The organism is Burkholderia sp. BCC1977 (assembly GCF_905339595.1).
GTDB lineage: Bacteria > Pseudomonadota > Gammaproteobacteria > Burkholderiales > Burkholderiaceae > Burkholderia.
Genome location: NZ_CAJPGQ010000067.1, coordinates 1 through 26,157, shown reverse-complemented (window position 1 = coordinate 26,157; position 26,157 = coordinate 1). Strand labels below are relative to the sequence as shown.

Here is a 26,157-nt window from a genome sequence, read left to right as displayed (position 1 = left end):
TCCGACGCTGACACGGAGTGGCTATCGGGCGCCGAAACTACCTGTTCGCCGGCGCGGACTCAGGTGGGGAGCGTGCTGCCTCGATCTACAGCCTGATCGGGACGGCCAAGCTCAACGGCATCGATCCCGAGGCGTATCTGCGCGCCGTGCTTGCGCGCATTGCAGACCATCCGATCAACCAGGTCGAAGGCCTGCTGCCCTGGAAAATGACCACCCCGGCATCGTAAGGCGATAATGCCGCTGGCTTCCCGTTCCCCGGAGATCAGATGGCGAAATCGTTCCAGCGCTTTACCCTGCACGTGCAGCTTCAACACATCGAGCCGCCCATCTGGCGCCGGATCGAGGTCGAAGGAACCGAGTCACTGCGCAAGCTGCACCATATCCTGCAGGCGGCCTTCGGCTGGGAAGACTCCCACCTGCACGACTTCCTGGTCGACGGCATGACCTACGCCATGTTCGAGGTCGATGACGTGCTGGACTTCGCCGATCCGGGCACGACCGCCGATGACCGCAAGGTTCGACTGCAGAAGGTCCTGAAACCTGGCTCACGCTTCCTCTACCGGTACGACTTCGGGGACGGGTGGGATCACGCCATCGTCGTTGAGAAAGTGGAAATCGTTGAAAGCGAACCGTGGGGCGCGGCCCAGGTCATCGATGGTGCTCGCGCGTGCCCGCCAGAAGATGTGGGCGGCCCGCCTGGCTACGACGCGTTCCTGAACACGCTATCTAACGATCCGAATGGCGAAGAGGCAGAACATTACCGAAACTGGGTTGGCCCCGGCTTCGATGCCGATCGGTTCGATCTGCGTGCTGCCAATGCCACGCTGCTGCGCATGGCATCCAATCGTTGGGGAAACCGGTAACTCACGCCGTCAAGACGGTATCGGCCCCACGCTTACCGCGCGAATTGGTTGTTCGCTGGTTCTCTGCGCGCCGGGAAACGGGCCGCCGCGATCATGAGCCTGATTCGATCTGCACAGCTCAACGGTCACGATCCCTATGTCTATCTGAAAGACGTGCTCGAGCGATTACCCACTCATCGCGCCGACGACATCGCCACGCTTCTGCCGCATCGTTGGGCACCCGTCGCCGCTTGAGTGACGGCAATTTACGCCGAGGGGTGTCTTCGCCGGGCGCTTACGAAACTCAGAGCGCGGCAGTTTTTAGACAATTGCAGCAGACTTCGGCAGTGCGGCGCTGTCGGTCGCTGAGCGGACGTGCTGATCCTGAGTACCTGAGCGGTCCTGCGATTCTTCGGTTCGGGAACCCAACAGATCTGACTTTCGCTTGCAGATGGTGATTATCCCGCCAGACGTGGAGCCTGCGGGCACCACGGACGATTTATCGAACGTTGGATAGGTTCGATCGGTACTGCTGAGGGGTTTTCCCGGAAAGCCTTCGAAACATCACGACAAAGGCGGACGGGCTACTGTAGCCAAGGTCGAATGCGATCTCCTTTATGTCCCTCTTTGTTTCCAAGGCACTGAGTGCGCGTAGAAATCTGAGCCGTTGCCTCCATTCTCCCAACGGCATTCCAAGCTCCCGTTGGCACATCCGAGTCAATGTCCGCTCGGTTACGTTGAAGTCTTTTGCCCAATCTGACACCGTCCGATTGTCGCCTGGGTCATTCTGCAGGCGCCCCAATATCGTTTCCATCAGCGGCGTTGTCGCGGATGGAAGGTAAGTCTTGCAAACAGGCGCTCGCCGTATCTGATCGAGCAAAACATGCATGAGTCGGCGATCCTCGGGGGTTTTTGCGCTCGATACGTTGCGTTCGGCAAAGTCCGCGAGAATTGCCCGAACAATTGGCCCGATCCATAGTGAACACGGCTCACTCGGCAACTTCTCGGAAACACGGCACGAAAGATAGAGGGACCTGTACACAAGTGGCGCAGTATTGAAGCTGCTGTGCTGGGCGTTCGGCGGAATCCAGACACCGTACTCGGGCGGCGACAGGAAATGCTGACCATTGATTATGAGATGGTCGACTCCATACGAAACGTAGCTGAGCTGCCCCCAAGGGTGACGATGAGGGGGGCTCTGAGAATCTGCCTCGAAACTCCCATGGCGCACGTACACGTCGCTTGGAAGTTCCCCAATATGCGGAGGGTAAAGTATGTGCTTACTAGTATTCACAGGATTCCCCGTGGGGCAGGGGCTGGCGTCGGCAAGTGGGTTCCGGGGCAACTCCGGGCGACACGTCGGCAGCGTTTGCCATGTCGTCCTCGCAAGTCTGATGATGGCAGGTCAAAAAAGAAGACGGCCACGGTCCATCGGACGGGCGTCTATCCCTCTGGGTACCAATACCGAAATAAGTATAGTTTTCCTATCATGCGATGAACATCGGAACATTACATTGCCGGTGCAATCTGACTCTGATCAACGGTTGTTGAAGGTGGTCGAGGGAAGCTTCGCAACCGCTACCCACCGCTGATCACCGCCCGGAAACAGGCGCATTGCAAGTCTCGCGTACGGTCGGATAACAGCGGGTCAGTACGCAGGCTGGTAAGCCTTGATTTGATCTTCAGGCGCGGTGAGAACTTTGGCGCCCATGATCTGCGGGAAGTGAACGCACCGCTAATTCAGATCCACTCTGCCCCTTGCCTGGTGATCCCGTTGGAGAGGCTGAGTCGATGCCAAGGTGGGCGCGACGGCGGCGCATTCGTCGGTCCACCAGATAGGATACGTTCGGATGCCTTCGAAGACACGGAGGGTAGTGGTTAGGCGGGGCTCAATGCCCCGCCTTTCTGACGTCGCTTCTAGCAGGCTGTTGAAATTCTCCTGCGAGGACTACGGCAGAAAATTATCGGCCTCATAAAACGCTCTACAAGGCGCTCGCGCGACTTCAGTAAGGGGTAGACGACCCCTGAAAACCGTTTGCGAGCACCCTTCAAAGTAGTTTTTCAACAGCCTGCTAGGGGCGCTTCCAGCGGGATAAAAGCTCCCCGGTATCTGTTACGACGCCGAGGAAGAGAGAGATGATGGCGAGCGATGCCGCCTCCAACTCCTCGTTTGTTCCCCGCGTGGTGTCGCGCGGAACGATCACGCGATAGCCGAGATTAGCGGCCTCGAAGCAGCTATTGAGGACGCAACAGTCGGTGTTGATCCCGGTAAAAACGATGCTACGTATCCCCATCTGCCGGAGCAGGAAGTCGAGGTCAGTCGGGTAGAAGGCCGAAAGGCGTTTTTTGTTGGCGACCATTTCGTCGCGTGGATCCACTCGCGTACGCAACTTGGTCCACCGCGAGCCTTCGAGGCAGTGATTGGGGGCTCCAGGGATTGGGCCGAAATACTCGGGCATGGTGATACGCCACGCTGCCGGAAGGCCCCTGACGTCATCGATGCCGGATGAACGCAGGCTGGAGCTCACGTGAATGACCGGAACGCCGAGTGCACGGGCTTCATCATGGAAACGATCGACGTCGTCCACGATGCCCCTGCCCCGCGGGGCGGGGCAGGGGCAATCGCTTGCTTCGCTCAGATGTCCCTCATGCATATCGATTGAAACGATGGCCGTTCCTTCGCGCCGGAGATATGCAGAAAACACTGGTGTTTCCGGAAATTCCCTTTTTTCGCCGTAGACGTAGTAGTGGACCATTCGTTTTCTCCCGGTTGGCATGATCGACACGCGACGTGTGCTCGAAACCTAGCAGGCTGTTGAAATTCTCCTGCGAGGACTACGGCAGAAAATTATCGGCCTCATAAAACGCTCTACAAGGCGCTCGCGCGACTTCAGTAAGGGGTAGACGACCCCTGAAAACCGTTTGCGAGCACCCTTCAAAGTAGTTTTTCAACAGCCTGCTAGGTGCTGGCAGCCGCTTTCACAACCGACGTTTCCATCTTGCGATCGGTCGACAGGAACACACCCGCGAGAATTAGTGCGCCACCCACGATCTCGTAGGCGGTGATGCCGTCGCCCATGATGAGCGTTCCGATAGCGGCAAACGGCACCACGAGATTCAGATATTGACCCGCTTCAGCCGGTTCAATAACTCGCGCCCCGAGATTCCAGAGGGCGTATGCAACAACCGACGGAAAGATCGCGATGTACGCGATTGACCAGGCCGCCGGGCCCGCAGGTGGGAGGTGGATACCGTTGTAGATGGCAAACGGCGTTGCAAGAATAGTGAAAATGAGAATCTGCAATCCGGCCGAGGAGAGCGGGGGCATTTCCGAAGTCAGGCTAATGATGATTGTGTACGCCGCCCAGCACGTGATCACGCCGAGCATCCAGAGGTCACCAATCTTGAAATGCTGGTCGAATACGAGCAGAAGGTGACCACTCGTGGTGACCCACAGGACACCGATCAGTGCAACGAAGATTCCCGCGACCTTTCGGATTGACAGCTTTTGTTTTAGCGCAATCGTGGATCCGATCAGAATGAGCACGGGATTGAATGCATTGATCAGGGAGGCATTCATCGGGGAACTTGTCCGAAGCGCCTGAAACAGACCGAAGCTATAGCACATGATACCCAGCATGCTGAGAATGAGTAGCAGCGGCCATCGGCGAAGCAAGGCCTTCCAATCCGGCCGTTCAAGGTAATGGGCGAGGATAAGGAGAGGAATGACGGAGGTTCCCCATTTGATATACATGATGCTGGTCATATCCATCGCATGCGCGACAACACCGCCGAAAAGATAGTTCCCGGTCCAGCATGCTACTGCTCCGACAAGAGCAAGAATTGCAAGGATTTTTTCCCGTGGCATATTGGTCTCCAAACCAGTGCTAGAGAAGCTGCGGCCCGAACGCTTCTTTGAGAAGAAAGTTCAGGTACGAATGAATGTTGCGATGAGCGACAGGTGCTCGCTCCTGGTTGCACTTCGTGCGTCCTGCTCCGATCAGATGCGCGTCAGAAAACGTGGAAGATCGCGGCCCGGACGATCGCCTGATTGGGACCACTCGACGTTCCGGCCGCGGCAAAGTTGGTAGCGCGGTCAAAGGCCGTATTCGTCTTGTCCCCCCCAACGTGCTGATACGAACCCTGGAGGTACAGTGAGGTGCGCTTCGAGATCGCGTAGCTCGCCATCAGAGATGCGACGTTCCAATTGGGATGGAATGTGCCCACTGTCGAGTCGAGAGATGACCGGGTATAGGTGTAAGCGGCGCCTGCCCAGAACGCAGGCGTAAAGAAATACCTGAAATTCAGTTCAAAGTTGTCGAACTTCCAGCTGGTCCATGTCCCGCCGGGAGGCTGTGTAGCGCTTGCGGCCAAGTATGCGTTTCCGGTCGGGGAGGAAACCGCGGTGTGTGAATATGCGAAGCCGACAATCGCCTTATCGAATTTGTAATTCACTCCGGCGTCGATGTTCTGCTGGCTGGCGCCAGAGAACACGCTGCCCAAAGTTAGGGCGCCGGAAGCCAGACCAGGGTTCGTGACCCGCATATAGGCCACAGCGGCCGACAACCCTCCTCGTTGATACGAAGCTGCCGCCGAATACATGCGATTATTTGCGAATCCTCCTGCTTGATTGCTGAATGCATACATCGTTTCAGCGGTGATGCCCGATATATTCGGGCTGATGTACTTGACAGCGTTATTGAAGCCGTAGTCGTAGTCCGTATTGTCGTTGTCAAACGGGTGCGCCGCGACGTCACCCATAATGAAGCCCGCCGCGGTCAGTGGTGAGAACAGGTCAATCGTTGGATCGTATTGCCGTCCGAGACGAACCTCCCCCCAATTGGCCGATTTGATGCCGACGTATGCCTGGCGTGTGAACAAGCCGCCGTTGAAGGCTCCATTGTTTACGTTGAAGCCACTCTCGAGTTTGAATATGGCTTGATACCCTCCGCCGAGATCCTCATTGCCCGTGAGTCCCCAGCGGCTTCCGGCAAGGTCTCCGCTGCGCATCTGCCAACCTGAATGCCCACCCGCATTGCTAGTGAAGTTGATCCCCTCGTCGAGCAATCCATAAAGTGTCACGCTGTTTTGAGCATGCGCCACCGACGATGCCGATACTGCAGCAATCCCTATGATGATATGGCCAAATTTCATTTCGCTATCCGAATTTTAAACCACGAATTTGACTGTGAATATCCTCACTCCCCCCCTTGAATCAACGGGAATTGCTCAAGGGTTGATTAAATATTAGGTTGGTCATAAATGAGAAACTATCGAATTTCGGACAATCGAAACTCACAATCAGACACGATTACAGGGTGTCGTTTGGCGGTTCGTTGCGCGACCTGATCAGGTAGTGGTAAACGCGCACGCGCGAAGGATGATTGCCACCCCCTGCGAAAAGGGGGGCGATTGTCGTCGTCGCATCTGGACGGGAAATCTGTTTGAATTCTGGACGCGAATTGTCAGACATGACGCGCGCGAGATGCACGGCAATGTATCGCAAGGCCCAGGCTTCACGCTGCGCGAAGCAGATCAGGAGCGGACTGAATGTAGTTGGGCAGAGAGGGAGAGAGGGGGGCCGAGATGTGAGCAACATGTGTCTCTGTCTGACCAGTTCGCCAAGTACGGAGATGCGAGATTACCGCCGAAAAGAGATCCTTCGGTGGGCGTGTAGGGCGGAACAATCGTGATACCTGGCAAAGCACAATTGATACCTCGCCAGGTGAAGCATGGACGGTGGAAGGAAACGCCTCCGGGTTGAGCGAGGCGTGTTGCGACCGGGTGTGCGTCTACACAATGTCGTCGATAACGCCACCATCTACGCGATGGGCTGCGCCAGACGTGGCGGATGCCTGCTGCGAGCAGACGTAGACGACCAGATTGGCTACTTCTTCTACCGTGGCCGCGCGCTGGATCACGGAACTTGGCCGATGGGCGAGCACGAACTCCCGTGCCAGCTTCTCCAGTGATTTGCCCGTCCGAGCGACTTCGTCCCTCATCATGTCAGCGATGCCGTCGGAAATCGTCGGGCCGGGCAATACCGAGTTGACGGTGACTCCGCTGCCAGCGCCCCGCTATGACAAGCTGCGTGAGAGTGCTAGTTGCGCCGTCTTACTCATGCCGTAGTGAATCATATCTGCCGGGATGTTGCGCGACGATTCGGATGAGATGAACACCACGCGCCCCAGCCTCGTTCTGCCATGCGTGGCATTAGCAGGCTGTTGAAAAACGTTCCAAGAGGGTCGCACGGGAAATTACTGACCTCGTAAAACTCCCTACACGGCGCTCGCGCGACTTGGGTAAGGGGTAAAGCACCGCCGAATGAGGGGTGTGGATGCACCTCAAAAGCATTTTTCAACAGCCTGTTAGGGACCGGCTCAGACGCACGCCGCTCATCACGTTCGTCTGCCAGTATTGCTCCCACGTGTCGTCGCCAGTTTCGAAGAAATCCTTCTGTCCGAAGATTCCGGCATTGTTGATCAGAATGTCGATGTTTTGACTGGAGACCGTGTCGATCAGTCGTTGTACGCCGGCAGCATCACCCAGGTCGGCGGCAACGCCATGAATTTCAACATTCGGCAGCGCGTCCGATAGTCTTTCCTTTGCCCCCGCAACACTGGCAACGCTACGGCCGTTGATAATCACTAGCGCGCCACTGTCGGCCAGTGCCTTTGCGATTGCGAAGCCTATGCCGGCCGTGGATGCGGTGATCAGCGCAGTCTTGCCGGAAAGATCGATGTTCATGGCCCGAGCTCCTGGGTGACGGCAGCAGTCATCTTGCTTATCGGGTACCTGCGATACGGGGCAACAGACCGTGCGCGTTGCTGTAGTCGATCCGCACGAGGTCCTCTTCGGTGAAAACACCGCAAGCCTTTAGCCCGTTCATATGATCGATAGCCGTGCGATACGGAAAGTCGGTCCCGAAGAGTATCTGAGAAGTTTCCACCAGGCAGGTTAGGGCCGCCATGGCAGCCGTATGGGAAACCTGCGCGGTATCGTAGTAGAACCGTCGCAGTTCTTCGCGGACTCCGTCGGGGAATTGGTCTTTCAGCCTGGCATCGAAGACTGGTAGTCGAAGGAAGCGCTCGATAAGGAACGGCATGGTTCCGCCGGCGTGCGAGAAGATCCACTTGATATTGCGAAATCTCTGCGCGCCCCCGTTGACTAGCAGGGATGCAATGGCGCGTGTCGTGTCCGTTCCGAATTCGATGATGCTCGGATGAAGCTCGGGTTGGATGTTGACGCAACAATTCGGCGTGGTCGGATGTATTGATGCAACAACGCCGCGTCGATCCAGTTCGCTTAGCACTGGAAAGAAGCTGGGATCACCAAGCCATCTATCACCGTAACTAGTCAGCAGCCCGACTCCATCGGCCTTCAGCACGTCAAGGGCGTACTCGGTTTCCTTCAGCGCGCTGTCCGGGTCCGTGATGGGAATGGCCGCAAAAAAACCAAACCGGCCAGGATAGTCTGACACGATCCTGGCAGCATACTCATTGCACTCTCGAGCAAGAGTGGCAACGGCTTCCGTCGACATTTCCGAAAGGTTCAATGCAGGCGTCGTGATCGAGAGCATGGCTGTCTCGACGCCGCCTGCTTCCATGTCTGCCAGGGATTTTTCGATAGACCAGTGCTCGCACGGCGGTTCCAGCAGCCCTCGGGCCTTCAGCTCCTTAAGCCACCCAGGAGGCGAAACATGGTGATGGACGTCTACGCGCCCTCTGCAGCCACAGGTCCAACGGTTCTGCTTGCGCGTGGAGATTTCGGTGTCAACGTTCATGTCGATTTTATCCAGATCGGATCGACCGGCCGGGGGCGCCTGCGTCGCGGCCACTGATTCGGGACCGGGTAGCCCGCGAGGACACGGCCGGGTAGATACAGGTCAAGGCGCGTGCGCCGGTTGAGCGCCCCGTCACTTTTGATCAACAGTGTGTTCAAGCCTGAATCCGGGCGGCACGGGCCGCCCAGAAGCCAGACGTCACATAGCCAATTGCACCGGCCGGTGCTCGTGGCTTTTCGCCTGTCAATCAGGCGATCGTGTTGTGCAGTTCCCCGATGCCCGACACAAACAGACGCAGGCGGTCGCCGGAGGTGAGGAAGCGCGGCGGGGTGAAGCCGATGCCAACACCCGCGGGCGTGCCAGTGGCGATGATGTCGCCTGGTTGCAGTGCGATGCCCGCAGAGATCGTGGCGATCAGGCGAGGGATGTCGAAGATGAGCTGGGCCGTGTTGGAGTTCTGCCGGAGCTCATCATTGACCCAGCACTTGATGTCCAGATCGCGCCCGTCGATTTCATCCGCAGTGACCGCATACGGCCCCATTGGGCAGAACCCGTCGAGCGACTTGCCCAGGAACCACTGCCTGTGCATTTTTTGCAGGTCGCGCGCCGTCACGTCGTTGACGATCGTATAGCCCCACACGTGAGACATGGCGGCTTCCTCGGTGATGCCGACACCACCCTTGCCGATGATCACCGCGAGTTCGACCTCGTAATCGAGCTGGCTCGTCACTTTCGAGTGGTTCGGAATCGAAGCACCCGGGCCAACGATGGTCGAGGCCGGCTTGGTGAACAAGACCGGATGTTCCGGCATATCGGAGTTCGAACTTGCGTCGAAGCCCGATCTGTTGAATTCCTTTGCGTGCTCGGAGTAGTTCTTGCCGACGCAGAAGATATTGCGCCTCGGGTGCTCGATGGGCGCGAGCAGATCGCCTTCGTTGAACGGTCGGAATGCAGGCGCCGCCGGCGGCGATACCCGTGCGCCGCTCGAGATGAAATCGACCAAGTCTCCCTGGAAGCCGGGCAGCAGATCGCTGACGGGATAGTACGACTTGCGCTCGGTATCGACAATCGCGAGCACTGAGCCGCCGGGTGTTTTCAGATTCGCAAATTTCATTTTGTATTCCCTTGGCGGCGCTCAATCGAGCGCCGCCGCCGAGACTGCCGTTGAGGCGGGTGTTGAGTTTCAGTTGCTCATTACGTCAGCAAACCACCATCGACAAACTGGCTATTGACGAACATGAGCGGTGCCTGAGCCGTGGTGTCCAAACGTACCACTTCCCCGAAAAACACTTCGTGATCGCCCACCGTGATTTGCTGATGCTTTCGGCAGACATAACGCACGAGGAACTGGTTGAGCAGAGGAGGAGTCTCGGAATCGAGCAGCACCTCGTCAAATTTTGATGCTCCACGGGTGGCAAAGCGGCGCGCGAGTTCCTGCTGTTGGGCATTGAGCACGTGGACAGCAAACTCACTCGCGTTGCTGAACGCATTGAGGCTGTGCGCATTGCTACCCAGATTCCATGACACAATCGGAGGGTCGAGAGACACCGACGTGAACGAGTTCGCGGTCACACCGATGAAGTGATCCGTATCTGGGCACCTGCACGTGACGATCGTCACGCCGGTGGGATAGCGGCCGAACGCTGCGCGCAGGTCTTGCCCGGTGAGGGCCGACAGCATCGGCGACGCGCTGACAGACTGCCGTTGGCAGAAATCGCGAGCATCCATGATCAGGCCGTCTTGATTTTCCAGTACGTGTCCTTGTAGAGGATCTTGTCGCCGCGGAACTCCCACAGATCCACGCCGCGAGCTTCGATCTTCTGGCCGTTGACTTCATCGCCGCGTACGATCCAGACGGAAACGGCGCGGGTATCGTCGGCGACGTAGTCGTACATCGGCTCCCAGCTCATGTTGGGAATCTGGTCGAAGCGCTTGGCGACGTAGTCCGCGATGGCTTCTTTGCCGCGGATGGCGGCGCCGTCCGCCTCCTTGCCACGCGATGCATAGAACACAGCGTCATCCGCAAAGTGCGCAGCGATACGCTTGACATCACGGGAGTTGAATGCGGCGATGATGTCTTGCAGCAACTCGATGTTCACGGGTTTAGACATGGTGTAGGCTCCTGTTGAGAAATTGAAGTTACTTCGGGTTGGTGAAATCAGTCGCGACGAATGTTCTCGCCCTGTACGACACCTTTGTCGTACGTATCGGACAGCATGTATCCGCGCGTGCCATCCGGACCCGTGCTACCAGGTGGCTCGTCGGCGATAGTGAAGTTGAGTTCCACGATGATGCCATTCGGGTCAAGCACAAACAGCTGCCACAGGCCTGCGCTGCGAAGGTCCAGCTGACGCCAATCGGCGCCAGCGCTAATCAGGCGATCCCGGATTTCGTCGAAGCCGTGGGCTTTGACGGCGATGTGATCGAACATCGCGTCGGCTTCCTCGCGCTGGTGCCAGGGATCCAAGTGCTTTGCCGGGCGGTGGTCGACGATGTGGAACATCGTCTTATTGATGTCCAGCCAAGAGCCGGGAAAACCAAGGTTCGGGCGTGCGGCTTCCTTCATGCCGAGAAGTTCCATGTAGAACTTCGTCGTCTTCTCAAGATTGCCGGGTTTGCACCGAAGCGCGATGTGATGGATGTCGAGCAAGGGCATAAGTCTCTCCAGGAAGTTGATTCCGCGCTCAAGCGCCGAGCGCCAGCCGACCAAATTCGGTCGCATTGATGTCCCAAGACACCTGAATATGGCTGATGGCCGCATGCGCATCGCGGAATCGCTGCTGCACATGATTGGACTTGTAGATGCCGCCGCCACCGTAGGCCGCAAACAGCAGGTCCATCGCCCGCGTGCCCTGTGCTGCGGCGAACGCGGCGTTCCGTCGCCACTTGATCTGTTCGGCCATCGGTGCTGCCACGCCCGTGCGGGCAATAGCCATCGCTTCCTTTGCATCGGCCTGCAGAAGAAGCCGGCTGCTGGTGATGAGGGTGGCGACTTCCGCGATGCGAAGCTGCAGCGGGACAAGTTGAGCCGGTGTGAGGCGTGCGTAAGTAGTCTTTCGCAGTGCGGCGCCGGCGACGAATTCGTCGTAGGCACCCTGGGCATTGCCAAGAACAACTGCCGAGACGAGGTGCGGGAACAGGCCAAAGATAGGAGCCCGAAAAATCGGGGCCTTGTTGACTTCCAATCCCGGGGCAGTGGCATTGCTGAGGGAGTCCGCGTCCACGACCCAGTCGCGTCGCACCCTCAAATCCTTTGCTTCGAGATTGTTACTTCCCGTTCCGGTCAGACCGGCGACGTGCCACACGTCGATAACCTTAACTTGGCTTCGCGGAACCAGTGCGATGACGCGGCGTCCTTGAGATTCACCGTTCTGAACCGTGGCGCCAAGCATTACCCAACTGGCCAAATTCACACCACTAGAGAACGGCCAGGTGCCCGAGACGATGTATTCCGAGCCGTCGTCGCTGAGCGTCGACTTGCCGGCGGGATAAATCAGCGATGAGCTGACGATAGCGTCCGGGTCGGCTCCCCACACTGCGTCCTGTGCGGACTTCGGCCACATCGCGAGCATCCAGTTATGGCTCGCCGCATTGAAGCCGACCCACGCCGTGGACGGACAACCGGTGGCCATGATCTCCAAAACCTTAAGAAGCAGATCGTAGTCCGCTTCGGCACCGCCATACCTCGCCGGCTGCAGCAGCCGTAGCAGTCCGGAGGCGCGGCACGCGTCCGCGACCTCGGGGCTGAGAGTACGCAGCTCTTCGGTGCGCGGTGCCATCTCGCGCAGCAGCGGCGCGAGTTCTTCAGCTTTCTTGATCCACTGCTGCTCGGTTGTCGTTGCGCTCATCTCAAACCTTTAAACACGTTGGTTGATCGGATGACCAATAGTAGGCATTAATTTTCATGGATTGCATGAGTGTTTACGCTAGTTTGTCGACAATAAAAGATCATATGATCAACAGTTGGGCGAGGAGATCTGCCAGGCAAGGTTGACTACCGGCTTCGACGCCATAGTTTCTCGACTGGTATGGCTCAGACACCCGGCGGGTCGCTGGTGATGATCCGGCCGTAATCGCGGCCATCACCAGATGCTCGACGTTTCGGACTTCGGAGGGAGGGGGAAGGCCGCGACGATCAGGAAGCCAGCTATAGCCCCACGTCGATCGGCAAGCGGGACGGAAAGGCGCGCCAGTGTTGTGGTCGACCGAGATCAGAGCGCTATCCCAATGAGGAGGCTGTTGTGTTGCAGCATCTTCGGGCCGGCTTGAACACGGAACAGTTAGAGCGAGGTCCGGATTGTGCATTGCGGTTGCACACCGGCAAGACGATAGGAGCACAGTGGGTGTGCAATGCGTACAGAGAAGACGCGCGAATGTGGTCCAGGGGGCTTCCGATGGGAGGCGCAGAAACGCCGGCCTTGTTGTGGTGCTGGAGCGGGCGTCTCGGGATAGGCGACAGAGGATCGATGAATGCCCACTTTGTCGGAAGAAGCAGGGAGCGAGGTCGAAGGGCCTGCTGCATCGAAGGAGGTGGCGGGCCCCAGCGCCCGAGGTTGGAATAACCGGCATGCTGGCACTAGTTTGGCCGGCTGGTTAATTGCTTCCAGGAAAACGAAGGGCACATGACACTCTGGGTGCCAGTGCCGGCCTCTCAAAGTCGCGAGATATTCACCCAGACTCCTCGGGCTGGAACCGATCCTGTGTTGCGCATCAGGTGACCCGAGCGGGTCGAATAACGGATCGCGTCTCCCTCTTCGAGCACGTGCGTCTGGCCGTCGATCTCGACCTCAATCCGTCCGCCGAGACTGACGCCGTATTCCATACCGTTGTGGACGGTTGGAGAAGCAGCGCTGGCTGTTCCGGGCGCGAAGTCGTAAATCAGGAATTCGAGGCGAGTCTCTGGATCTGCGATGACAAGGGTGCGGCCGGCTCCCCCGGTTGTTACGTCCCGGCGTTGCGACTCGCATCGTACGACCGGATCGCCGGGGCCAGTGGACTGGAAGAGAGAGGTGATGCTCACATCGAGAGCTTGGGCGATCGCATGAATGCTTGCGACGCTGATGCCGGTTTGTCCGCGCTCGATTGTTGAGAGCATTGACGCGCTCAGGCCAGTGGCCTCAGAAAGGTCGCTCAGGGTGAGACCGCGGATTCGCCGGTAATTGCGTACACGCTCGCCGACGCTGAGAAGAACCTCGTCGAGCGAGTACTCGGGAGCGCCGTGCTTTTCGGGCGGCGTTTCGCGTTCTTCTTCAAACTGAACAGTCATCGTGTTTCCTCTACGGCAGTGGCCCCGCCGCGAAGCAGCGAGATGGGAGATTCGTGCCGATTGTACGCGAGGGGGCGATCTAGGTATTGCGCCCCTATCACTGGGCGACAACTTATGTCGCTGTACGGCTGACGACATCTAGACGCATTCAGGGTAAGCCCCAAGCGGCACACCTTTTTTCCTGCTTGCATACGTGACAGTCATGTGATTCACTACTAATGAACTTTTCTACAATGTGAGTGAATTTTTATGTCCGATCAAATGCAGCTGCAGGGCGGCTTTGCTCCGTCAAAAGGCGGCACGCCGTTACGCCCTGCGAATCCGGTTCTTTCACTGCTCGATGATTTTTCGTTGGAGATGAGCGGCAAGGATCAGCCTGCGCTGCGGGAAGCGCAGGATGTGATCCCTGATGGGACGCTGGTTAATGTCACCTTCCTGAGTAACGAAAGCCTCGATCTGCGGGTAAACGCGGCGCAGACGGTGCGTGAGAGCGGATTTCTTCCCGTGCCCCACATCGCTGCCCGGCGACTGCAATCGGAAGCTCAGTTGAGGGAGTTCTTGGAGCGGTTGCGGGAAGCCGGTGCGAACGAACGGGTGTTTGCTGTTGGGGGCGACCCCCGTAGTCCGGAAGGGCCTTACCAAGACTCACTCGCCTTGATCCGCTCAGGCCTATTGGCCGACTACGGGGTGGGGCATGTGTCGATTGCAGGTTATCCCGACGGGCACCCGGACATTGAGGATGATCGGTTGTGGGCCGCCCTCATGGCCAAGTACGCCGCCTTGACTCAACAGGGCCTGAACGTGACGATTCTTACCCAATTTGGGTTCGATGTGGAACCCGTTCTGCGCTGGATCGCCAAGGTGCGAGAGATGGGCATCGATGCTCGGATTCGGGTTGGCGTGCCGGGCCCGGCTGGTGTCAAGCGATTGCTCGCTTTTGCAGCGCGCTTTGGAGTTGCCTCTAGCGCGTCGGTTGTGAAGAAGTATGGCCTGTCGCTCACGAACCTGTTCGGGACTGCCGGACCCGACAGATTCATCAATTCCCTTGCGGAGCAGCTCGATGGTAAGGGATTGGGGAAAGTGAGCCTGCACTTTTACGCATTTGGTGGGTTGCAGCCTACCGGTGAGTGGATCCGGGATTTCCGCAAAGAGGCATAACATGTCAAATCATCAATTGGCGTCCAATGCCAATCAGGCGACGCTTGTCGTACACGGACCGGACCAGCCCGGGATTGTGGCAGAGGTTTCCGCGCTTATCGCCCGCCACGGTGGCAACATCCTCTCGGCAGACCAGTACAGCGATACGCAGTCTGGAGGCGAGTTTTTCCAGCGTGTCGTACTTCACGTGCCCAATCTGGCTGCGGAGATGCCGGCGATCAAGTCGGATCTTGAGGAAACGATCGGCGCGCGCACACGATTCGGGTTGAGGTGGGCGCTCAACGACCGATCTGTTCCGAAGCGACTCGCAATTCTCTCGTCGAAGAGCGACCATTGCCTGCTCGACCTGCTGTGGCGTCACCGCCGCGGGGAGTTGCCCGTGTCCATCCAGATGGTCATTTCCAATCATGCGGTCTCTGCCGAGGATGTCCGCAGCTTTGGCATTCCCTTTTTTCATGTTCCGAGTCAGGCCGGGGCTGACAAGTCGCAGTCCGAGGCAAGGATCCTTGAGATCCTCAAAGGCAACGTCGATTTTGTGGCGCTTGCCCGGTATATGCAGATTCTCTCGGACGATTTCATCCAGGAGGTCGGCGTACCGGTTATTAATATTCACCACTCGTTCCTGCCCGCATTCATCGGTGCTGGTCCCTACAAGAGGGCAAAGGAACGTGGCGTAAAGCTTATCGGGGCGACGGCGCATTATGTTACGAAGGATCTTGATGAGGGTCCTATCATTGAGCAAGACATTGTGCGCGTAACGCACGCTGACACCGTTGCCGATCTCGAGCGCCGAGGTGCCGACGTCGAACGGGACGTGCTGTCGCGGGCGGTGCGCTGGCACGCGCAGGATCGTGTCATCCGCTCGGGGAATCAGGCGATCGTTTTGCATAACTGAAATAAGCTGTACACCAAGCGGAAGCATCTCGTGAGCGGCAGACGCGCTGCTATTTCGCCAACCACAACTAGGAGAGTAAACATCATGTCCACCACTTCATATGGTGAGCGACTGGAGCTGCGCAAGATCCGCGTCGCTGTCGTTCAGGCCGAGTCCATCTTCCTCGATCTTGATGCGACGACCGACAAGGCAATCGCGCTGATCGAGCGCGCCGGCGAGGCCGGTGCCGACCTGATCGGTTTCCCGGAGGCATATATCCCCACCTTCCCGAACTGGTACGAAACGCTCGGAGAGAGCGCCAAGGCACGGGAGTTTGACAAGCGGCTGTTCAAGAATTCGGTCGAAGTGCCGGGCAGCCACATCCAGGCAATCGCTGAAGCGTGCGGTCGTGCCGGCGTAAACGCGGTAGTGGGGATCAATGAGCGACTGAACGGCACAACCGGCACAACGTGGAACACACAGGTTCACATCACCCGTGACGGGAAAATCGCCGGCAAGCACCAGAAGTACGTCCCGACCACGGGAGAGCGGCAGGTGCACAAGCCGGGCACTACCGGGTCCGTCAATTCGTTCATGACCGATTTCGGCGCTGTCTCCGGTTTGATCTGCGGGGAGAATTCGAATCCGCTCGGCCAGTATGCGGCCGCCGTGAACTATCCCGTCGTACACGTCGCGTCGTGGCCATTCTACTTCCATCCCTATTTTCCGATGCACCATGCGATCAAGACGGCCACGGCGGGCGTCGCGTACACGCTGAAGGCGTTCGCCTTGGCGGCAGTAGCGCGCATTCCCGAGGGCTATATCGAAGCTGTCGCCGAGACGGACGAGCAGCGGGAATTTTTGGTGGCCCAACGCGCAGCGCTTCCGGGCGCGCTCGTGTTCGATCCGGCTGGAAACGTAATCGCTGATGGCTCGGGGAATGCGGATGATCTGCTGATTGCCGACATCAACCTGGAGGACGTCCTCATCCCGAAGACGATTATCGACGTCGCAGGTCACTACAATCGCCCTGAACTCTTCGCCCATCTCTTCGGACGGTGAGCCAGACCGGTTCATTCAGACGACTAACAGACAAGGAAGTGACATGAATTCCAGCTCCAACCGCGGCGGTGAATCGCTGCAGGATCTCATCGACCGGCTGCCCAACCTCGCCGACTATTTCTACAACGACGTTCGCTCGCCGCATTTCAGCAATTCAGGATCGGGCCACCTGCCGCCGGCATTCACGAACTGGCGCGACGAACAGCGTGGTTGGGGGGAGACCGCGGTGCTGTTCGACCAGACCTTCCACATGCCGGTGCTCAACGTGCGTGGGCCGGACGCCGCACGGCTGATCGAGCGCCTCAATGTCGCCACGATGTCTAACTTCACGACTGATCGTGCGAAGCAGTTCGTTGCGGTCACGCCGCGTGGACATTCGATTGGCGATTCGATCATCTATCGTCACGCCGAAGACCATTTCGAACTCATCAGCGGCAAGCCTGCGCTGAACTGGGTGGCCTTCAACGCCGAGACCGGCGGCTATAACGTCACGGTTGAGTGGGATCTGTCGTCGAACCAGAACAAATCCGGTCGACGCAACAAGTACCGCTTCCAGATCGACGGCCCCAATGCGGGTGAAATCTTTGCCTCCGTGCTTGGCGGCAAGACCCCGGAACTCGGCTTTTTCCGGACCACCCACGTCAAGATCAAGGGCCATGATGTACTGGTGTTGCGTCACGGTATGGCCGGGCACGCAGGTGTGGAACTCTCCGGCCCCTATGAGGCGTACGAGGAGATTCGTGACACGCTGCTTGAGGCGGGCGCTCCCTATGACATGCGCCGCGTCGGAAACCTGGCATATTTCAGTACGCCGCTTTCCAATGCCTGGCCCGCCTACCCGGTACCGGGAATCTATACCGGAGACGAATTGTCGGCCTACCGCCGCTGGTTGTCCGCAGACGATTGGGAGGGGCGTTCTGAAATTGGTGGTAGCTTCGTTTCCCAGAACATTGAGGACTACTACGTCACGCCTTACGACCTTGGCTATAGCCGCGTGGTGAAGTTCGACCACGACTTCATCGGCCGGGAAGCGTTGCAGAGTATCCCCGAAGAGCAGCGCCGCACCAAGCGCATGCTCGTCTGGAACCACGAGGATGTGCAGCGAGTGTATGCCTCTCAACTGGGTGATGGGCCACGCTACAAGTCGATCGAGTTCCCCATCGGCAACTATGCCTGGAAGCAGTTTGATGAACTTCGCAATGCGAAAACTGGCGAATTCGCCGGAATCTCGGCGCACTGCGGCTACGTCGCCCCCGACAAGCAAGTTTTGTCGATCGCGCTGCTCCAGGGGGGCAGCGCGACGCCCGGTACGGAAGTGGTCCTGACGTGGGGCGAGCCGAATGGTGGCTCGCGCAAACCGCAGGTTGAGCGGCACGAGCAGACGACGATCCGTGCGACCGTTGTTGAGGCTCCATACTCGCGTGGCGTGCAGGAGCAGATCCGCAGCGCGGTACATTCCCGATGACGGGATGCGAGGGGGCCGCAACCGTGGCCCCCTCGCTTGAACAGGGGGGAGGAGCCGGACAGCCGTGACAACAATCTTGCAGGATAAGCGCGTGCTTATTGTCGGTGGTGCGCGAGACATTGGCTTCGCCATCGTGGAAGCCGTTGCGCAAGAAGGAGCAACGGCACTCATCGGCTCGCGCGACTTCGGCAAGGCCTGCGTGGCTGCCGCTGGTATCCCTGGGGCAGAGCCTGTTTGGCTAGATATCAACGAGGAGGTGAGCATCATTGCCGCCTTTGAACTGATTGGCCAAGTCGACCACATCGTGGTAATCGCATCAGCTAACCACGATCTATCGGTAGCTGAACTGGACCGCGGCAAGTCCGTCGCGGCGTTCGAGGCCAAGGTCATTGGCCCACTGCTGCTGGCCAAGTATTCGGCGAAGCGCCTCCGTCGAAACGGATCGATTGTGTTGTTCTCAGCAGTCCCTGTGTGGAATCCAACTTCCGGGTATACGGGCATGGAAATCGCCAACGGTGCGGTCGCGTTTGCTGTGGGGCACCTTGCGAAGGAACTCGCCCCAATCAGGGTGAACGCAATCTCCCACGGTGTCATTGATTCCGGAAGCTGGGACAGCCTGGGCAGTGACAGGAAAGAGGCGTTTCTCGAGAGTGCAGTTCGTAGCACTCTCGTCGGCCGGGCGGGAACCAGTGACGACGTCGCTAAAGCTGTGCTCTGGTTGTTGGGAGCGGGGTTCGTGACGGGCGAGACGATTTATGTTGAAGGTGGAGCAAGATTCGCATGACTGCGCACATTCTCGACGGAAGGGAGGCTTCGGCCGCCATCAAGGCCGAGTTGACAGAGCGTGTTGCGACGCTCAAAGAGCGGGGAACTATCCCAGGAATCGCTACCGTGCTGGTCGGGGCGGATCCGGCTTCACAGCTGTACGTTGGCATGAAGCACAAGCAGGCGCTCGCGATTGGCATGAACTCGATCCAACGAGAACTTCCCGCAGAAGCTAGCCAGCCTCAGGTCGAGGCACTGATCGACGAACTCAACGCCGATCCGTCCTGTCACGGCTATATCGTTCAACTGCCGCTGCCGCGGCATCTTGACACCGATGCAATCCTCGAGCGTATCGCACCGGAAAAGGATGCCGACGGTCTGCACCCGATCAATATCGGCCGTCTCGTACTCAACGTAAACAGCCCGATAACGACACCGCTGCCGTGCACGCCGCGTGGGGTGATCGAGTTGCTGCTGCGTAACGGATACGACCTGAACGGCAAGCATGTCATGGTCGTCGGTCGAGGGACGACTATCGGCCGATCCATCGGCCTGTTGCTTACCCGCCGCGAGATCAATGCCACCGTTACGCTGACCCATACCGGTACGGTAGATCTGCCGCACCACCTGCGCCAAGCAGATGTCATCGTAGCGGCCGCAGGTGTGAAACATATTGTCCGCCCCCAGGATGTCAAGCCAGGTGCAGCAGTTCTCGACGTGGGCGTCACGCGGGTGCTGGACCACGGAACAGGAACGTACAGGGTCGACGGCGACGTTGATCCAGCGGTATCGGAGGTTGCTGGTTGGCTGTCTCCGAACCCGGGCGGTGTCGGCCCGATGACGGTTTCCCTCCTGCTGACCAACGTCGTGGAAGCCGCCGAACGTGTATAGCCTCAGAAGGCTGGTTCTGCAACGGCAAGGAGGGTGCGGTAATCGTGGCCAGACCGACCAACATACAGAAACTGAAGGGAACAGAGGAAGATCGTATGACGGCGCAGTTGATTGATGGACTTGCACTGGCGCACCGGCTGCGCACGACTATGCGCGAACGCGCCACGAGACTTAGCCAGGCTGGGCATCAGCCGGGGCTCGCTGTGGTGCTGGTCGGTGACGACCCGGCCTCGGCAGTATATGTACGTAACAAGTTGCGCGCCTGTGAGGAGTGTGGGGTTGGCAGCCAGCGCCACGTGCTGCCTGCTTCGGCGACAGAGGGGGAAGTGCTCCAGCTGATTCGTCGACTGAACGACGATGAGAGCGTTCACGGCATTTTAGTTCAATTGCCATTGCCTGCGCACATCAATGTGCGGCGGGTAATCGAGTCGATCGATGTCGACAAGGATGTCGATGGTTTCCATCTCTATAACGTGGGTGCGCTTGTGCTGGGCCAGTCGGTGTTTCCGCCGTGCACGCCGTATGGCGTTCAACTGCTGCTGGAAACCACGGGAATCGAGGTTGCGGGTAAAAACGCAGTCGTCGTTGGCGCCAGCAATATTGTGGGCAAGCCGATGGCGCTGATGTTGCTGCAGAAAGAGGCCACAGTGAGCATCTGTCATGTCCGTACGCGCGACCTTGCCCAGTTCACGATCCTCGCGGACATCCTCATCGTCGCTGCCGGCAAGCCTGGTCTGATCACCGGGCCGATGGTGAAACGCGGAGCTGTGGTGATCGACGTGGGTATCAACCGACTGTCTGATGGCAGCATTGTTGGCGATGTGGACTTCGACAGCGTACGTGAGCGAGCTAGTTGGCTGACGCCTGTGCCTGGCGGAGTCGGCCCGATGACGGTGACGATGCTGATCGAGAACACGCTGCGCTCGGCCGAGCGGGAGGGAGGGTTGCCTGCGGCATGACAGCGCCCCGCGCGGATGTGCAGCGCAATTCGCGCATACGCATCGAGATATGGTCGGGACAAACGAAACGGTAATACAGGGTAGAGATACGGCGGAACTTCGACTTCACAGCGCGCGGGGAGGGCGGTCCTGCCGCTCTCATTCTTTCACTTTCAAGCTCACCGCAGAGTGAGGGGCTAACTTGGTAAGTATCATGACAATGCTGTGGGGATTCATCGCGCAGGAGGAAACGGACAGGATTCCATCGGGTGCGATAGCTGTTGCGCGCATCTTCATGCGCAGGAGTGGCTCGCTCCTGAAGGTGGGCGCGTTAAGCGGTTCGATCATCGTTCGTGCCGCAGACCGCAAGGTCGACCATGGTACCTCTATGCGAGGTATGCCGTGAAGACCGCCGCCATTGCGGAACGCCCGGCTATTCCCGCCTACGGAGCGCAGGTCCTTTCCTTCGCCGGGTTGCGCTTCGACGCCACATTGGGCGTACTGTCACACGAGCACGAGGCGCCTCAACCGATTGCTGTCGATGTTGATCTGAATCTGGGCACGCAACCGCTGTTGCCGCAGGACGATGACATCCTGAACGTACTCGACTACCGCGTAGTCCGGCAGATCATCATTGACGAATGCACATCTGGGCATGTGAATCTGCTCGAAACCCTAATCGGAAAGGTCGCACGCAGACTCTTGTGCGTGCCGGGTGTGCTCGGGGTGAGAGTCAAGATCACGAAACTTGAGATTTTCGAGGACTGTGAAGTTGCCATACGGATGGAAGCTGGAAGCTGGAAGATGGTGACCGAGGTGGAACCCAAGATCGTCGGCGCCCGGTGGTGAACGGCGGGTGAATACGAGTGTGGTTGAGGTGTCAGCAGATACTTCATCAGCGGTAGCGGGACCGGGACATTAGCTCAGTACGTGCTGCCAATGCATCAGGATTGTCCAGTCGGATCGATAATTTGATCATTCGGAATGCAAATTGTTGCCCCAGGAAACATGCCCCAATGAGTTCATCGTGAATACACCTGTGCCAGATAGCGTGCGCATTCTCATTGATTTCATTTCGCCAACTCACGGAACGCCTCCGCTGCGCGCCGCGTTTGACTCGCCCATGGATGTACTCATTGCTGAGTCAGCGCAGCAGGTGTCAGATGTACTCGATGCCGTTTACGCCTATGCAAAAGCTGGTCACTGGTGCGTGGGTTTCGTACGTTATGAGGCCGCGCCTGCCTTCGATTCTGCGCTGGTTGTTCACTCGCCGGTTCCGGGCCCACTCGCGTGGTTTGGTGTGTTCAATGCGGCCCATCCTTGGGGCGAAGAAGCCGCCGAGTTTGCGAAAGTGGATTGGCATGCTCCGCTTCGTGATGGTGAAACTCGAATCGTGATTGCCGATATCCATCGGCGCATTACTGCGGGTGAGGTCTATCAGATCAACCATACCGCCCGCATGCGAGGTAAGCTGAAAAAGGGAACACCGCGTGCGCTGTTCGCGGCGCTGCAACAAGCCCAGCCAGGCACCTACGCAGCCTGTGTGGATACCGGCGCGCAGCAAATACTCTCGGTCTCGCCCGAACTGTTCTTCGACTGGCGAGAGGACGGTCAAATCCTGTCGCGACCGATGAAGGGCACAGCGGCGCGGGGGGCCACTCCGTCTGAAGACACGCAAAATGCGGCAGCGCTGCGTGCCAGTGTCAAGGAGCGTGCGGAGAACGTCATGATTGTGGACCTGATCCGCAACGACCTCTCTCGAATCGCCGAGCCGCACAGCGTCGCTGTGCCGCGCCTTTTTCACACCGAGGCGTTGCCCACTGTGTGGTCTATGACTACGGATGTGGTCGCCCGCACGCGGCCAGGTACCACGCTGGCTCAGGTCTTTGCCGCGCTCTTTCCGTGTGGCTCGGTTACAGGTGCGCCCAAGATTCAGGCCATGCGGACCATCTGCGCGCTTGAACCGGATCCGCGCGGCGTCTACTGCGGCGCTGTTGGTGTCGTCCGCCCCGGTGGCGCGGCAACGTTTAACGTCGCGATTCGCACCGTCGAGATTGACGGTGGTGGCGAGGTGAGTTGCGGGATCGGCAGCGGTATCACGATCGACGCCCGCTTCGACCAGGAATGGACCGAATGGGCAAATAAGGCGGCCTTCGCGCTCCGCGCGAGTGCGCCATTCGCGCTGTCCGAGACGTTGCGCATCGAGGATGGCGTCGCCTGCAATGCCGTAGCTCATCTGGCGCGCCTCGCCGCCGCAGCAGCACATTTTCGCTTTCCCTACGACGGCGACGCGATGGCTGGCGCGCTGGTGGCCCTCGTAAGCGCTCATCCGACGGGGATTAGGCAGGCTTGCCTGCTGTTGTATGCCGACGGCCGCGTCGAGACAAACTCGTCGTTGCTTGCCGCACACTTGGAGCCTGCTCAGGTGCGTCTCGCGGCGGCCCCACTGCGCGAAGCGCACACAGAATTCGTGCGCTACAAGACCACACGCCGTGAGCAATACGAAATTTTTGCTCCTTCGGAAAATACGTTCGACACCCTGCTATGGAACGAGGCGGGCGAGGTCACGGAATTTACGCGCGGGAACGTCGCCATAAAGGTCGAAGGGCGATGGGTCACTCCGCGGCTCACAAGCGGTCTGCTACCTGGCGTTGCGCGCGCACATGCGTTAGCGGCCGGGCAGGTTGTGGAGGATGTCGTGCAGATAGAGGACCTGTTGTATGCCGAGGGAGTCGCCTTCATCAGCAGCTTGCGGGGCTGGATCGAAGTACAGATCGATCAGGCTGAGGTCAGACAGATTGTCTCGAGCCACATACCTCGCAGTCCGCGAAGAAACCGAGGCGTCGACCTGGATGCGTGCTCTCCCCGGTAGACCTGAACAATTTCCGGACTGGAAAAATGCAGAGATCTTTCCTTCCGTAAGCGGACGCAAAGTGGTAGGCAGAAGAAATTCTGGTTGTAAGTGGCTACGCAAATGATCGGATGATCAAAAATATCGGGATGTGGCCGTCTTGACGCTTAAGTAAGTGCGCATCTTGCCGTTTACTCTCGTGTGTCAGGTTCTTAAATGAGCGATCGACAAATACGGACGGTCCATCAAGCGGTGTTCGATTATGAGTGTGAACTGGTGGCTCGATTGCGTCCGACGGCGACGTCGAGCTTGCCCGGCATCGCACTATGAATCGGCAGCGATTGCCTTGCAGCCGTGTTCAAAAAGTCGATTCAAGGACATATTCAGGTTGATCTCGCCACGTATGGAGAGGCGTAAATGAAGATTGAGAATATAAAGGTCAGGACTCGGCTCGTCGTGGGGTTCGGTTTGGTTCTGGCGATGCTTTTTGCTGTATCAGTGCTTGGCATTACGCGTCTCGATAGTATGAACGGCACATTGTCCCAGACGGTAAATCTGTACGGAAACGCGGCAAATCTCATTGGCCAGGCCCTAGGAGACGTCCGAGTCGGATCGATGGATGTGCGGAACATGGTCGGGCTGCGAGACCCCGAACGCGTGTCGGGACAAAGCAAAAAGATAGCGGTGGGCATGGACGATTACGATGCAGTTCAGAAGAAGATCCAGGATCTTTTCAATTCGGATCCGCGTACCAGTGAGAGTGAAAGAAAGTACCTGCAGGAGATCGCCTTACTGAGCAGTACCGCGATACCTCTGGCGAGGAAGACAATACAGTCGGCCTCAAGCGATCCGCAGAAGGCAGACGCGTCGGCGACAGACGCGGGACCAGCCCTGGACGCACTGGGAGGAGCGCTGTACCGGTTCTGGGATCATGAAGTCAAGGCGAGCAATGAGAGCGCCGTTGAAGCACGGGACGCGTATGTCATGAGCCGGCGTATTCTCATTTTTCTCTCGGTTGCTTCGGTGGTGCTGGCTGTGCTCGTCTGTGTCGTGATCACGCGCAGTCTACTGCGACAGCTGGGTGGAGAACCTGGTTACGCTGCACTTATCGCCGAGCAGATTTCGGCGGGCGATCTTACCTGCAGAATAGATCTCGCAAGCGGGGACTCGGCCAGTCTGCTGCACTCCATGCGCCTCATGCGTGACAAGCTGCAGTCAATCGTGGAACGGATCCGCACCGGAACCGACAGCATTGCAACAGCATCAGGGCAGATTGCTGCAGGCAATGCCGATCTGTCGGCGCGTACTGAAGAGCAAGCTGCATCACTCGAGGAAACGGCAGCCAGCATAACGCAGTTAACTGAGACTGTTCGGCGCAATGCGGACAATGCCCGGCAGGCAAACTCACTCGCGACTCGGGCTACAGAAGTCGCCGACACCAGTGGCGACATTGTCCGGAACATGGTGCAGACGATAGAAAAAATCAACGACAGTTCCAAGCTGATCTCCGAGATCACGAGCGTTATAGAAGGGATCGCGTTTCAGACCAATATTCTGGCGCTCAATGCTGCGGTCGAGGCGGCACGTGCCGGAGAGCAGGGGCGCGGATTTGCCGTTGTTGCGAGCGAAGTTCGGAGCCTCGCGCAGCGCTCGGCTGGAGCTGCTAAGGAAATCAAGGAACTCATCAGTTCTTCCGTCGTCCTGATTCAGGATGGTACGAGGCAGGCGGGAGACGTGAACGCTGTCATGACGCAAGTCATGACAGCGATACGCCAGGTCTCCGACATCGTTGGCGAAATTACGATTGCCTCAGAGGAGCAAAGCCGGGGCATCGAGCAGATCAATGCAGCGGTGATGCAGATGGACCATGTGACCCAACAAAATGCCGCTCTGGTCGAACAGGCCGCCGCGGTTGCCCAATCCTTTGATGATCAGGCGAAGGGCCTGGGCGATTCTGTCTCACTTTTCCGGCTGGCCGAAGCGGTGTAAGCCTTCCGGACAGGTTGGTCTTCTGCGGCCAGGGACTTCTCAAGCAGACAAGCTCGAAGTGAAAATCGTCACTGTCAAGTTGGCCATGTGCCCGCGGAAGTGCTGGCGCAGAGTGTACGTTCCTCATAACGGTTCGATGTTGCCACTGCCTCATGTATTCTGACGAACTGTACGCGGTGCTCCGCAGGCTCGATGAACTGACAAACTGGGAGAGCCGTCCTCGCAGCGCTATGCGCGTTGGACTCGGGCCAATGCTCGATCTAATGGGCCGCC

At 58.3% G+C, this 26,157-nt stretch carries 24 protein-coding genes and 3 pseudogenes; 14 read left to right on the top strand and 13 right to left on the bottom strand.

Going from position 1 to position 26,157, the window contains the following annotated elements:
* Positions 1 to 17 precede the first annotated feature (17 nt).
* From U5771_RS33020 to U5771_RS33010, 3 genes and pseudogenes are all read left to right on the top strand, one after another.
* Positions 18 to 227, top strand: a pseudogene (locus U5771_RS33020) (transposase domain-containing protein); the annotation flags it as partial.
* A gap of 39 nt (positions 228 to 266) precedes the next feature.
* Positions 267 to 863, top strand: a complete 597-nt coding sequence (locus U5771_RS33015) for a plasmid pRiA4b ORF-3 family protein (protein ID WP_322027822.1) — start codon at positions 267 to 269, stop codon at positions 861 to 863.
* Between the two features lie 21 nt (positions 864 to 884).
* A pseudogene (locus U5771_RS33010) lies at positions 885 to 1,097 on the top strand (transposase domain-containing protein); the annotation flags it as partial.
* Between the two features lie 244 nt (positions 1,098 to 1,341).
* Here U5771_RS33010 and U5771_RS33005 read toward each other — a convergent pair.
* The 13 genes and pseudogenes from U5771_RS33005 to U5771_RS32945 all read right to left on the bottom strand — a co-directional run bounded on the left by U5771_RS33005 (position 1,342) and on the right by U5771_RS32945 (position 13,891).
* Entirely contained in the window at positions 1,342 to 2,073 is a 732-nt protein-coding gene (locus U5771_RS33005) for a helix-turn-helix transcriptional regulator (protein ID WP_322027824.1), read from the bottom strand.
* An 841-nt stretch (positions 2,074 to 2,914) separates the two neighbouring features.
* Entirely contained in the window at positions 2,915 to 3,598 is a 684-nt protein-coding gene (locus tag U5771_RS33000; RefSeq protein ID WP_322027821.1) for an isochorismatase family cysteine hydrolase, read from the bottom strand.
* A gap of 203 nt (positions 3,599 to 3,801) precedes the next feature.
* Complete coding sequence (locus U5771_RS32995) at positions 3,802 to 4,710, bottom strand: DMT family transporter (RefSeq protein ID WP_322027820.1); 909 nt, start codon at positions 4,708 to 4,710, stop codon at positions 3,802 to 3,804.
* 143 nt (positions 4,711 to 4,853) lie between these two features.
* On the bottom strand, positions 4,854 to 5,996 hold the full coding sequence (locus U5771_RS32990; RefSeq protein ID WP_322027819.1) for a porin: 1,143 nt from the start codon (positions 5,994 to 5,996) through the stop codon (positions 4,854 to 4,856).
* Positions 5,997 to 6,634: 638 nt separating this feature from the next.
* Positions 6,635 to 7,059 (bottom strand): annotated as a pseudogene (locus tag U5771_RS32985) (SDR family NAD(P)-dependent oxidoreductase); the annotation flags it as partial.
* Between the two features lie 140 nt (positions 7,060 to 7,199).
* Complete coding sequence (locus U5771_RS32980; RefSeq protein WP_322027818.1) at positions 7,200 to 7,589, bottom strand: SDR family NAD(P)-dependent oxidoreductase; 390 nt, start codon at positions 7,587 to 7,589, stop codon at positions 7,200 to 7,202.
* A gap of 37 nt (positions 7,590 to 7,626) precedes the next feature.
* Positions 7,627 to 8,625 (bottom strand): amidohydrolase family protein, encoded by a 999-nt coding sequence (locus tag U5771_RS32975; protein WP_322027817.1) that lies wholly within the window; start codon positions 8,623 to 8,625, stop codon positions 7,627 to 7,629.
* Between the two features lie 247 nt (positions 8,626 to 8,872).
* Positions 8,873 to 9,739 carry a fumarylacetoacetate hydrolase family protein gene (locus U5771_RS32970; RefSeq protein WP_322027816.1) on the bottom strand — a complete coding sequence of 289 codons (867 nt, stop codon included), beginning with the start codon at positions 9,737 to 9,739 and terminating at the stop codon, positions 8,873 to 8,875.
* Positions 9,740 to 9,819: 80 nt separating this feature from the next.
* The gene (locus tag U5771_RS32965; protein WP_322027815.1) at positions 9,820 to 10,353 is read right to left on the bottom strand and encodes a flavin reductase family protein; all 534 of its coding nucleotides are present in this window, start codon (positions 10,351 to 10,353) and stop codon (positions 9,820 to 9,822) included.
* Between the two features lie 2 nt (positions 10,354 to 10,355).
* Positions 10,356 to 10,736: a nuclear transport factor 2 family protein gene (locus U5771_RS32960; protein WP_322027814.1), complete on the bottom strand. Its 381-nt coding sequence runs from the start codon at positions 10,734 to 10,736 to the stop codon at positions 10,356 to 10,358.
* 47 nt (positions 10,737 to 10,783) lie between these two features.
* Complete coding sequence (locus tag U5771_RS32955) at positions 10,784 to 11,281, bottom strand: VOC family protein (protein ID WP_322027813.1); 498 nt, start codon at positions 11,279 to 11,281, stop codon at positions 10,784 to 10,786.
* Positions 11,282 to 11,309: 28 nt separating this feature from the next.
* Positions 11,310 to 12,473, bottom strand: coding sequence for an acyl-CoA dehydrogenase family protein (locus U5771_RS32950; RefSeq protein WP_322027812.1), 1,164 nt, complete (start codon positions 12,471 to 12,473; stop codon positions 11,310 to 11,312).
* Positions 12,474 to 13,276: 803 nt separating this feature from the next.
* The gene (locus tag U5771_RS32945; RefSeq protein WP_322027811.1) at positions 13,277 to 13,891 is read right to left on the bottom strand and encodes a helix-turn-helix domain-containing protein; all 615 of its coding nucleotides are present in this window, start codon (positions 13,889 to 13,891) and stop codon (positions 13,277 to 13,279) included.
* A gap of 249 nt (positions 13,892 to 14,140) precedes the next feature.
* Here U5771_RS32945 and U5771_RS32940 point away from each other — a divergent pair, with 249 nt between their 5' ends.
* The 11 genes from U5771_RS32940 (at position 14,141) to U5771_RS32890 (ending at position 25,884) form a co-directional block, all read left to right on the top strand.
* Positions 14,141 to 15,049 (top strand): methylenetetrahydrofolate reductase, encoded by a 909-nt coding sequence (locus tag U5771_RS32940; protein WP_322027810.1) that lies wholly within the window; start codon positions 14,141 to 14,143, stop codon positions 15,047 to 15,049.
* 1 nt (position 15,050) lies between these two features.
* Positions 15,051 to 15,944 carry a formyltetrahydrofolate deformylase gene (gene purU / locus U5771_RS32935; protein ID WP_322027809.1) on the top strand — a complete coding sequence of 298 codons (894 nt, stop codon included), beginning with the start codon at positions 15,051 to 15,053 and terminating at the stop codon, positions 15,942 to 15,944.
* A gap of 84 nt (positions 15,945 to 16,028) precedes the next feature.
* Positions 16,029 to 16,985: a nitrilase-related carbon-nitrogen hydrolase gene (locus tag U5771_RS32930; protein WP_322027808.1), complete on the top strand. Its 957-nt coding sequence runs from the start codon at positions 16,029 to 16,031 to the stop codon at positions 16,983 to 16,985.
* A 43-nt stretch (positions 16,986 to 17,028) separates the two neighbouring features.
* Positions 17,029 to 18,450, top strand: coding sequence for a hypothetical protein (locus tag U5771_RS32925; RefSeq protein ID WP_322027807.1), 1,422 nt, complete (start codon positions 17,029 to 17,031; stop codon positions 18,448 to 18,450).
* 64 nt (positions 18,451 to 18,514) lie between these two features.
* The gene (locus tag U5771_RS32920; RefSeq protein WP_322027806.1) at positions 18,515 to 19,234 is read left to right on the top strand and encodes an SDR family oxidoreductase; all 720 of its coding nucleotides are present in this window, start codon (positions 18,515 to 18,517) and stop codon (positions 19,232 to 19,234) included.
* Positions 19,231 to 20,106, top strand: coding sequence for a bifunctional methylenetetrahydrofolate dehydrogenase/methenyltetrahydrofolate cyclohydrolase (locus U5771_RS32915; RefSeq protein ID WP_322027805.1), 876 nt, complete (start codon positions 19,231 to 19,233; stop codon positions 20,104 to 20,106). Before U5771_RS32920 ends, U5771_RS32915 begins: the two co-directional genes overlap by 4 nt.
* Positions 20,107 to 20,201: 95 nt before the next feature.
* Positions 20,202 to 21,065, top strand: a complete 864-nt coding sequence (folD, locus tag U5771_RS32910; protein ID WP_322027804.1) for a bifunctional methylenetetrahydrofolate dehydrogenase/methenyltetrahydrofolate cyclohydrolase FolD — start codon at positions 20,202 to 20,204, stop codon at positions 21,063 to 21,065.
* A 193-nt stretch (positions 21,066 to 21,258) separates the two neighbouring features.
* Positions 21,259 to 21,450: a hypothetical protein gene (locus tag U5771_RS32905; RefSeq protein WP_322027803.1), complete on the top strand. Its 192-nt coding sequence runs from the start codon at positions 21,259 to 21,261 to the stop codon at positions 21,448 to 21,450.
* The gene (locus tag U5771_RS32900; protein WP_415859461.1) at positions 21,447 to 21,893 is read left to right on the top strand and encodes a dihydroneopterin aldolase; all 447 of its coding nucleotides are present in this window, start codon (positions 21,447 to 21,449) and stop codon (positions 21,891 to 21,893) included. The genes U5771_RS32905 and U5771_RS32900 overlap by 4 nt, the downstream gene beginning before the upstream one ends.
* A 178-nt stretch (positions 21,894 to 22,071) precedes the next feature.
* On the top strand, positions 22,072 to 23,916 hold the full coding sequence (locus tag U5771_RS32895; RefSeq protein WP_322027802.1) for a chorismate-binding protein: 1,845 nt from the start codon (positions 22,072 to 22,074) through the stop codon (positions 23,914 to 23,916).
* A gap of 396 nt (positions 23,917 to 24,312) precedes the next feature.
* Positions 24,313 to 25,884, top strand: coding sequence for a methyl-accepting chemotaxis protein (locus U5771_RS32890; protein WP_322027801.1), 1,572 nt, complete (start codon positions 24,313 to 24,315; stop codon positions 25,882 to 25,884).
* Positions 25,885 to 26,157 lie beyond the last annotated feature (273 nt).